The organism is Streptomyces sp. PU-14G (genome assembly GCF_041028275.1).
Classification (GTDB): Bacteria; Actinomycetota; Actinomycetes; order Streptomycetales; family Streptomycetaceae; genus Streptomyces.
Window position 1 is genome coordinate 1 of sequence record NZ_JASKYT010000355.1, and the last position, 8,245, is coordinate 8,245.

At 72.7% G+C, this 8,245-nt stretch carries 9 protein-coding genes; 6 read left to right on the forward strand and 3 right to left on the reverse strand.

The features are described 5' to 3' along the window. Positions 1-621 precede the first annotated feature (621 nt). From AB8Z75_RS28570 to AB8Z75_RS28590, 5 genes are all read left to right on the forward strand, one after another. Entirely contained in the window at positions 622-831 is a 210-nt protein-coding gene (locus AB8Z75_RS28570) for a helix-turn-helix domain-containing protein (protein ID WP_157846443.1), read from the forward strand. 182 nt (positions 832-1,013) lie between these two features. Next, positions 1,014-1,112, forward strand: coding sequence for an AURKAIP1/COX24 domain-containing protein (locus tag AB8Z75_RS28575; protein WP_003948845.1), 99 nt, complete (start codon positions 1,014-1,016; stop codon positions 1,110-1,112). 132 nt (positions 1,113-1,244) lie between these two features. Continuing rightward, a complete protein-coding gene (locus AB8Z75_RS28580) occupies positions 1,245-2,342 on the forward strand; it encodes an NAD-dependent epimerase/dehydratase family protein (RefSeq protein WP_369206965.1) in 1,098 nt (365 codons plus the stop codon). After that, complete coding sequence (locus AB8Z75_RS28585) at positions 2,335-3,483, forward strand: lysophospholipid acyltransferase family protein (RefSeq protein ID WP_369206967.1); 1,149 nt, start codon at positions 2,335-2,337, stop codon at positions 3,481-3,483. Before AB8Z75_RS28580 ends, AB8Z75_RS28585 begins: the two co-directional genes overlap by 8 nt. Positions 3,484-3,622: 139 nt before the next feature. After that, a complete protein-coding gene (locus AB8Z75_RS28590) occupies positions 3,623-3,949 on the forward strand; it encodes a hypothetical protein (RefSeq protein WP_369206968.1) in 327 nt (108 codons plus the stop codon). A 72-nt stretch (positions 3,950-4,021) separates the two neighbouring features. On the opposite strand, the gene AB8Z75_RS28595 is transcribed toward AB8Z75_RS28590, so the two are convergent. The 3 genes from AB8Z75_RS28595 to AB8Z75_RS28605 form a co-directional block, all read right to left on the reverse strand. After that, positions 4,022-5,410, reverse strand: a complete 1,389-nt coding sequence (locus AB8Z75_RS28595; protein ID WP_369206970.1) for a DUF5667 domain-containing protein — start codon at positions 5,408-5,410, stop codon at positions 4,022-4,024. A 292-nt stretch (positions 5,411-5,702) separates the two neighbouring features. Continuing rightward, complete coding sequence (locus AB8Z75_RS28600; RefSeq protein WP_369206972.1) at positions 5,703-6,548, reverse strand: ECF subfamily RNA polymerase sigma factor, BldN family; 846 nt, start codon at positions 6,546-6,548, stop codon at positions 5,703-5,705. A 399-nt stretch (positions 6,549-6,947) separates the two neighbouring features. Then, a complete protein-coding gene (locus tag AB8Z75_RS28605; RefSeq protein WP_369206974.1) occupies positions 6,948-7,892 on the reverse strand; it encodes an HAD family hydrolase in 945 nt (314 codons plus the stop codon). A gap of 54 nt (positions 7,893-7,946) precedes the next feature. Here AB8Z75_RS28605 and AB8Z75_RS28610 point away from each other — a divergent pair, with 54 nt between their 5' ends. Beyond that, the gene (locus AB8Z75_RS28610) at positions 7,947-8,183 is read left to right on the forward strand and encodes a glutaredoxin family protein (RefSeq protein WP_369206976.1); all 237 of its coding nucleotides are present in this window, start codon (positions 7,947-7,949) and stop codon (positions 8,181-8,183) included. Positions 8,184-8,245: the final 62 nt, after the last annotated feature.

Consider the following 8,245-nt stretch of genomic DNA (forward strand, 5'->3'; position numbering starts at 1 on the left):
GCCCCTGGCCGACTCCTGGACAACTACGTCACATTGGCCCCACGCCTGTCGGCGCCTGGACGGCCCGACTAGCACCGGCGCAGGGGTGACCTGTCGACATAGCGATGTGATTCGGGGTACGTCAGTGCGGCTTCTCCTACGTACGGGGAGTCGCGTCGCTTCGCGTAACCGGCGTGCGGAGAAGAGCCCGCGAGCGGGGCGCACGCTCGCGCGCCCCGCGCGGTCGGGGCCGTGCGGAAGAGGGGGACGCCGCTGCCGTCCGACGGTGGCAAGCGGTGGGAAACGGGAGGACGGCTGAGGTGTCGGCGCAGGTCAGTGGCGCGGGTGGGGGCGGCGGGCCGAGGGGGCCGGCGAGGTGGCGCGCGACGGCGCGGAGCGGTCGGCGCGGGCCGGAGGAGGGCGCCGAGGAGCGGCAGCGCGTGACGGTGCGCAGTCCGATTACTACCGCGCGCTTACTCGCTATGTACTCAATCGGGCGTGTCTGTCACGGTAGGCGAGCGAGAGCTGCTCCTCTTCATCACTTGCATCACGCGCCCCTGAACCGGGGTAGAGCGCACATGCGAGCAGGAGTCACCGGAGGGGAAGCCGGTGCCCGACATGTGCGGAAGGTTCAGGTGTGACATGGCTGCTGACGAACGCCCTCTGAACGAGGTCGTGTTCCTGACCGTGGCGGAGGTCGCCGCGGTGATGCGAGTCTCCAAGATGACCGTGTACCGCCTGGTGCACAGCGGTCATCTGCCGGCGATCCGGGTGGGCAGGTCCTTCCGGGTCCCGGAGAAGGCCGTCCATGAGTACCTCGAGGAGTCCTACGTGGGGGTGGAGAGCGCTTAGGCCGGCACCGGATGCGGCCGTCGCCGCGGACGGTGGCGGGCGGCACCCCTCGATTCACATCCACTGTCCGGTGCCGGGTAGGGTGGCCCCATGTAGGTCGTGTGGGCTCGGACGCCCCGCACCGAGTATCGAAATGAGTTCGCCCCCACCCCGTGGGGGATGATCCGTGAGCGAGGGTAGTCGTGGGCTCTGTCATCAAGAAGCGGCGTAAGCGGATGGCGAAGAAGAAGCACCGCAAGCTGCTGAAGCGGACGCGTGTGCAGCGTCGCAACAAGAAGTGAGCGAGCGCACCGCACGCCACTGACCGCCGCCTTTCTCCCCGCGCGGGGAGAAAGGCGGCGGTTCTGCTTTGGGTACGCGTCGCAGCTCACGTCGTGCGGTAAGCCGCACCGGGGGCGGCGTAGGGAGGGAATGTGGGCAAGGTCGTGCTCGTGACCGGTGTGGCCAGGCCGCTCGGTGCCCGGTTCGCCCGCCGTGTGCGGCGTGAGCCGGGGGTGGGCCGGGTCGTCGGGGTGGACGCCCACCCGCCGCCCGGCCCGTTGGGCGACGCCGAGTTCGTGCGGGCCGACATCCGGCAGCCCGCCATCGGCAAGGTGCTGGCCGAGCACGCCGTGGACACCGTCGTCCACATGGACCTGCACGGCACCGGGCTGACGCCCGGCGGCGGTGGGCGCGGCGCGGTCAAGGAGACCAACGTCATAGGCACCATGCAGCTGCTCGGTGCCTGCCAGAAGGCGCCCAGCGTCAGCCGGCTGGTGATCAAGTCGACGACGAGCGTGTACGGTTCCGCGCCCCGCGACCCGGCCGTCTTCGACGAGGCGACCCCGGCGCGCTCCCTGCCGGGCGGGGGTTTCGCCAAGGACGCGGTGGAGGTCGAGGGCTACGTGCGCGGGTTCGCGCGGCGGCGGCCCGACGTCGCCGTGACCGTGCTGCGCTTCGCCCACATCCTCGGCCCCGCCGCCGAGTCGCCGCTCGCCGCCTACTTCTCGCTGCCCGTCCTGCCGACCGTACTGGGCTACGACCCCCGGCTGCAGTTCGTGCACGACGACGACGTGATGGAGGCGCTGTGCCTGGCGGCGGCCGAGCCACGCGCCGGATTCCTCAACGCGGGCACCTTCAACATCGCCGGGGGCGGGGTGCTGCCGCTCTCCCAGTGCGCCCGGCGGCTGGGGCGGCCGACGGTGCCCACGCTGCTGCCCGCCATCCGCTGGGGCGGCGGGGCGCTGCGCGCGGTCGGTCTGGCGGACTTCTCCCCCGAGCAGCTGCGGCTGTTGACGCACGGGCGGGTGGTGGCGACCGGGCACGCCCGTGAGGTGCTGGGCTTCACGCCGGGCCGTACCACCGCACAGACGCTGGAGGCCTTCGCGAGGTACCGCGGACCTGGAGTGCTGCCGCCGGCGAAGCTGGCGCAGGCCGTCGACCGGTTCGCTCGGCTGCTGCCGGGGAAGCCGGTACCGTCGGCCCAGGCCGCCGGTGCGGGGTACGAGAAGGAGGTGCGCCGGGATGGGTGACGCCAAGGTCATACCCTTCGACGACGACAGGGGCCGCCCGCGCGGCGCTTCCGGCCGGGCGCCCGACGGCCCCGGCCGCCGCACCCGGGCCCACACCCGCCAGGACCGCACGACGCGTCCCGGCAGCCGCAACACCGACCCGCCGCTGACGACCGTCCCCGGCCAGGCAGCGGCCGGTGCGCAGGAGCCGGGCCAGGGGGCGGCCGGTGCGCAGGAGCCCGGCCAGGCGGCGGGCGGTGCGCAGGAGCCGGGCTCCGCGGCCGGTGACGGCGGCAGTGGGCTGCTCCAGCGGGTGCTGGGAGCCGGCTGGGAGGAGCAGGCGGCGCGGGGGCTGGCGTTCCTGCGGCGCCGCGTCACCGGGGAGTACGAGGTCGACGACTTCGGCTACGACGAGGAACTGACCGACCAGGTCCTGATGTCGCTGCTGCGCCCCGTGTTCGAGAAGTACTTCCGCGTCGAGGTGCGGGGGGTGGAGAACATACCGGCCGAGGGGGCCGCGCTGGTGGTCGCCAACCACTCCGGGACGCTGCCGCTGGACGGGCTCATGCTCCAGGTCGCCGTCCACGACCACCACCCCGCGGACCGCCACCTGCGACTGCTCGGCGCCGACCTGGTGTTCATGCTGCCCGTCGTCAACGAGCTGGCCCGCAAGGCCGGACACACGCTCGCCTGCGCGGAGGACGCGCAGACGCTGCTGGAGCGCGGCGAGGTCGTCGGCGTGATGCCGGAGGGCTTCAAGGGGCTCGGCAAGCCGTTCGCCGACCGCTACAAACTCCAGCGGTTCGGGCGGGGCGGCTTCGTCTCGACGGCGCTGCGGGCGGGCGCGCCCATCGTGCCCTGCTCGATCGTGGGCGCCGAGGAGATCTACCCGATGATCGGCAACTCGCGTACGCTCGCGCGGCTGCTGGGCTTCCCGTACTTCCCTCTCACGCCCACCTTCCCCTGGCTCGGCCCGCTGGGCGCTGTGCCGCTGCCGACGAAGTGGACCATCCAGTTCGGCGAGCCGCTGCCCACCGAGGGCCACCCGCCTCAGGCGGCGGAGGACCCGATGCTGATGTTCAACCTGACCGACCAGGTACGGGAAACGATTCAGCACACCCTCTACAAGCTGCTCGTGCGGCGCCGCTCGGTCTTCTTCTGACGGCCGCGAGGCGAGCCCCCGGTGCGGACCCTGACGGGTGACAGGTGGGCACGTGCGCGGCGCACTGGTTCGGTGAGGGACGTCGGCCGGCGAGCAGATCCGGCCGAGGACGTCCATCGCTGAACGAGGGAGTAGGAACATGAAGCGCGTGCTTGCGGCGACCCTGATGGCCGGTGCGGCGACGGTGGTTCCGCTCGCCGGCACGGCGTCGGCTGCGGACGCCCCGCCCGTATCCGCCAACAACGTGCTGGACTGCAACACCAAGACCTCGGGGCGGCAGGGCTGGGCGGCCTGCCGCAACAACACCAGCCAGTCCGTCGCCTTCCGCGTCACCGTGGTGTGCGGGCGGGCCTTCGACGGAGCGGGCAACTGGGTCACGCTGAACCCCGGCGCCACCGGCACCTCGGGCTTCGAGTGCGGCCCGGCCAGCACCGGCGCGGGCAGCGCGAGCTGGGAAGAGGGCTGAGCGGGGACACGGCAACCGCGAGGGGGGCACCGACGCTCGTCGGTGCCCCCCTCGTCGCGCGCCGGGCGCGCCTCACTTCTCGCGGTCGTCCAGGCCCAGGCCCGGCAGCACCTCCGGCACGATCGGCGGGAGCGTGATCTCGGGCTCGCCGCCCGGCGTGGCGGAGCCACCCGAGGCGGAACCCGAACGGGAGCCCGTGGGATCGTCACCGCGTTCGGGCTTCTCGGACGGCTGGAGCAGGCCGCCGCCGAGCAGACCCTCACCGCCACGCCGCTGGGAGTCGGTGGGCGACGGCTCCTGGCTGCGGCGCTCCCGCTGCCCGTGCGTGCCGTCCGAGGACGGCGTCGAGGGCTCCGTGGACGGCGACTCCTCGCCCGTACGGTCGCTCGTGCCCCGCTCGCGCTCCTGCGCCCCGTCCTGGGGCCCGCGCGGAAGGAGCGACCGCAGCGGGGTGACGTCCTCGTCCATGGCGTCGAAGACGGAGGTGACCTTCTCGCCCACGTCACGCAGCTGTACCGGCAGCCGGTCGCGCAGCCGGCTCCAGCCGTCCCGGTGCTCCTTGGTGAAGCTGGACAGGGACCGGATCGGTGCCAGGTCGCCGTCCTGCCGGTAGGCCGCGCTCAGCAGGCGGTGCCCCTCCGAGGCGTCGTGCTGCATGCCCGAGAGGGCCCTGCGGACCTCGGCCAGCGACTCGTGGTCGAGTGCGCCCGCCCGGTCCCGCTCCATCAGACGGCGGGCCTCCTTCATGCGGGTGGAGGCGTGGTCCAGCAGGAGGCTGCCGCGGTCGGCGTCGTCACCGGCCAGGTCGAGCCTGAGGTCCTCCATGCCGCGCTTGAGACCGTAGAGGTTGTCCCCGGGGAGGGCGTCGGTGCTGGCCGCCGCGGCCCCGCCGAGGGCGCCCGCCGCCACACCGACGCTCAGGCCGCCCGCCGCCAGCCCCTTGCCCAGCCGGGACCTGGGGCGCAGTTTGCTCAACGGGTTCGGTGCGCGGTGCGCGCCGCCCCTCCCGGCCCGGGAGGCGGCCCGGCCGTCGCGCTGTTCGGGAAGCCGCGCGTCCTGCGCCGCCGTCCCGCCCTCGGCGAAGGCCGTCTCCATGGCGGCGATCAGCTGCGCCCGCTGCACCGTCTTGACCTCGGGGTCCAGCTGCGGCCTGGGCAGCGCGGCGAGTTCGCCGGCCAGCGGCAGCAGCGGCCGGTCGGTGCCGCCCGCCCGGTGGCTGTGCGGGGACGGGGGCGACGCGGAGGGCGAGGACGGCGACGACGGGGGAGAGGCCGACGACCGGGACGGCGCGTGCCGTGCCGGTGTCCGCGGCGAAGCGCCCGGTGGGGCCGCTCCGCTTCTCCCCGGGTCCGCGGAGCCCTCGGACCCTGTGTCGGCCGCCGCGCCCGCGTCGCGCTCCTGCTCGTCCAGGGCCTGGGCGAAGGCGATGGCCCGTCGGCTGGTCGGCACGGATCCGATCACCGGCGGCACCTCCTCTCGTCAGCACGGTCGACTCCCCGCCGCACAGGAAGGGGTGCGTGACCGACCGTGTCCGCTCGAGCGTGAGCGGGCCCCGGCCGGCCACGGCTGGGGGAGTCTGCAACCCCCACAACGAGCGCAAGCCAGTCGGGTTACGGAGTCCGATGTCACGATGATGTGACCGGTGACCGGTGACCGGTGACCGGTGACCGGTGGCCGGTTGACCGGGTTGGCCGGTGTTCCGGTGCGCGACGCCCGCGGGAGTGCCGGGCACGGCAGTACCGGCACGGGCCGGTCAGCGCGCGTCGTCGGGGAGGAGTCTGGCGAGGGTGCGCACGGCGCGGTACTGGAGGGTTTTGATCGCGCCCTCGTTCTTGCCCATGACCCGCGCCGTCTCGGCCACCGAGAGCCCCTGGAGAAATCGGAGCGTGACGCACTCCTGCTGTTGGGGGTTGAGCTTACGTACGGCCTCCAGCAGGGCGGCGTTGGAGAGGGACTCCAGAACCGACTCCTCAGGGGAGCGTTCCACCTCGTTGGCGTCGAGCATCTCGCCGGTGGTCACTTCGAGGCGGAAGCGGCTCGACTTGAAGTGGTCGGCGACGAGGTTCCGGGCGATGGTCACCAGCCAGGCCCCGAAGTCGCGGCCCTGCCAGGTGAAGGTTCCGATGCGGCGGAGGGCGCGCAGGAAGGTCTCACTGGTCAGGTCCTCGGCGGTCGCCCGGCCGCCGACCCGGTAGTAGATGTAGCGGTAGACGGTGTCGCTGTACTGGTCGTAGAGCCGGCCGAACGCCTCGGCCTCACCGGCCTGGGCGGCTTCGACCAGGTCCATCATCCGGCGGCTGTCGGTGTCCGAGGCGGCGGGGCGCCGGGCGGTGGCGCCCGTCCCCCGGGCGCGTCGGCCTCCGGCGGTGGCGGTGCGGGACGTGGTGGTGGTGGTGCGGGTCGTGGCGCCGGCGGCGCGGTGCGCGAGGGCGTGGCAGGGGCCTGCGGGGACAGGTGCGGCTCCTGCGGGGACAGTTACGGCTGTTGCGGCGAGGGCAGGGACGGCGTACGCGGTGGGGACGAACGCACGCAGTTGGTCGAAGACTGTCGTGCGCAGCGTAGCCAGGCCCGAGGCGTCAACCCCGACGTGTGGGTACACGGGACTCCCAGAGGCAGAGCTTCCATCACGTGCAGTGCGGGACCATTCACCCGGCGTAGGGACGGATGGGTACCGAATTGCGTCTGAGGAGAATAACGCTTCGTACAGGCGGCACTACACGTAGTTGCCAAAATCGTCGATTCGGTTCGCTCTGTTATGGAATGACGCCGCTTTCAGGCGCGAGTCGCCCGCCAAGACTGATCACTTGGCTGGCTGGAAATGTCGCCTCACTGATCATTTGTGACCGACTGTTGGCTGCGGGACTGGCGGGCGACAACGCCGGGTAACACTGCTGGATCGGGTCCCGGCAGGGGCGCACGGGCAGTTCCGCGCGCCGGAACGAGCCGGACACGCGCCTCACGCCGGCCGCACGCGCGGACGGCCGCCCTTGTGACAGGCCTACCGGCGCCGGCGCTGGACCGCGACGGCAGCCGCCGCGCCGCCCGCGAGCGCGCCCACTCCGGCAGCCGCCGGAATGCCCACCTTGGCCGCCTTCCGGCCCGTGCGGTAGTCCCGCAGCCGCCAGCCCATTTCCCGCGCGTGCGCCCGCAGTCGGCTGTCAGGATTGATCGCATACGGATGGCCGACCAGCGACAGCATCGGAATGTCGTTCGCCGAATCGCTGTACGCGGCGCACCGCTCCAGCTCGAGCCCCTCCGCCGCGGCCAGCGCCCGCACCGCCTCCGCCTTGGCGGGCCCGTGCAGCGGCTCCCCGACCAGCCGCCCCGTGTAGACGCCGCCCACCGACTCGGCGACCGTCCCCAGCGCGCCGGTCAGTCCCAGGCGCCGCGCGATGATCGTGGCCGTCTCCACCGGCGCCGCCGTCACCAGCCACACCTTCTGGCCCGCGTCCAGGTGCGCCTGCGCCAGCGCGCGTGTGCCCGGCCAGATGCGGCCGGCCATGTACTCGTCGTAGATCTCCTCGCCGATCGCCATCAACTCGTGGACACGGTGGCCCTTGACGATCGACAGGGCGCTCTCGCGGGCGTCCTGCATGTGGTCGGCGTTCTCGGAGCCCGCGAGCCTGAAGTACGCCTGCTGCCAGGCGAAGCGGGTGAGTTCGCGCTTGCGGAAGAACTTGCGCTTGTACAGGCCGCGGCCGAAGTGGAAGAGGGCGGCCCCCTGCATCACGGTGTTGTCCAAGTCGAAGAACGCCGCCCCGCGGACGTCCCCCACGACGGGGAACTCGGCCTCCTCGGCGCCCTCGTGTCCCTCGCGCTCGACCGCCTGTGCCGCCAGCTCCTGCTCCTGCTTGCGCGCCGCCTCCGCGGCGGCCTCGCCGGCGAGCACGCTCCGCGCGGTCGCGGAGCGCTTGCGAGAGGTGAGCCATGCGGGAAGGGCCATGCCGCGAGCATAGCCAGTTTGTTCGGTGGGTCCGTTACGTGCGGAGAATGGGGCATGAAGACTGTGACCCTCATCGGGAAGCCCGGGTGTCATCTGTGTGACGTGGCGCGCGACGTGATCGTGCGGGTGTGCGACGAGGTGGGTGCGGCCTGGGAGGAGAAGGACATCAACCAGGACCAGGACCTCTACCGCGCCTACTGGGAGCAGATCCCCGTCGTCCTCGTCGACGGCCGCCAGCACGACTTCTGGCGCGTCGACCCCGACCGCCTCCGCCGCGCCCTCACGGAGTAACGCGGGCACCCAGGCGTGCGGGCGCCACCCCCGTGACCCGCCCGCCTGGGTGCCCGCGTTAC

Bases quoted from the DNA above. Each gene is read 5' to 3' on its own strand.
- AB8Z75_RS28570 (WP_157846443.1), top strand. From the start codon at position 622: ATGGCTGCTGACGAACGCCCTCTGAACGAGGTCGTGTTCCTGACCGTG.
- AB8Z75_RS28585 (WP_369206967.1), top strand. From the start codon at position 2,335: ATGGGTGACGCCAAGGTCATACCCTTCGACGACGACAGGGGCCGCCCG.
- AB8Z75_RS28590 (WP_369206968.1), top strand. From the start codon at position 3,623: ATGAAGCGCGTGCTTGCGGCGACCCTGATGGCCGGTGCGGCGACGGTG.
- AB8Z75_RS28605 (WP_369206974.1), bottom strand. From the start codon at position 7,892: ATGGCCCTTCCCGCATGGCTCACCTCTCGCAAGCGCTCCGCGACCGCG.
- AB8Z75_RS28610 (WP_369206976.1), top strand. From the start codon at position 7,947: ATGAAGACTGTGACCCTCATCGGGAAGCCCGGGTGTCATCTGTGTGAC.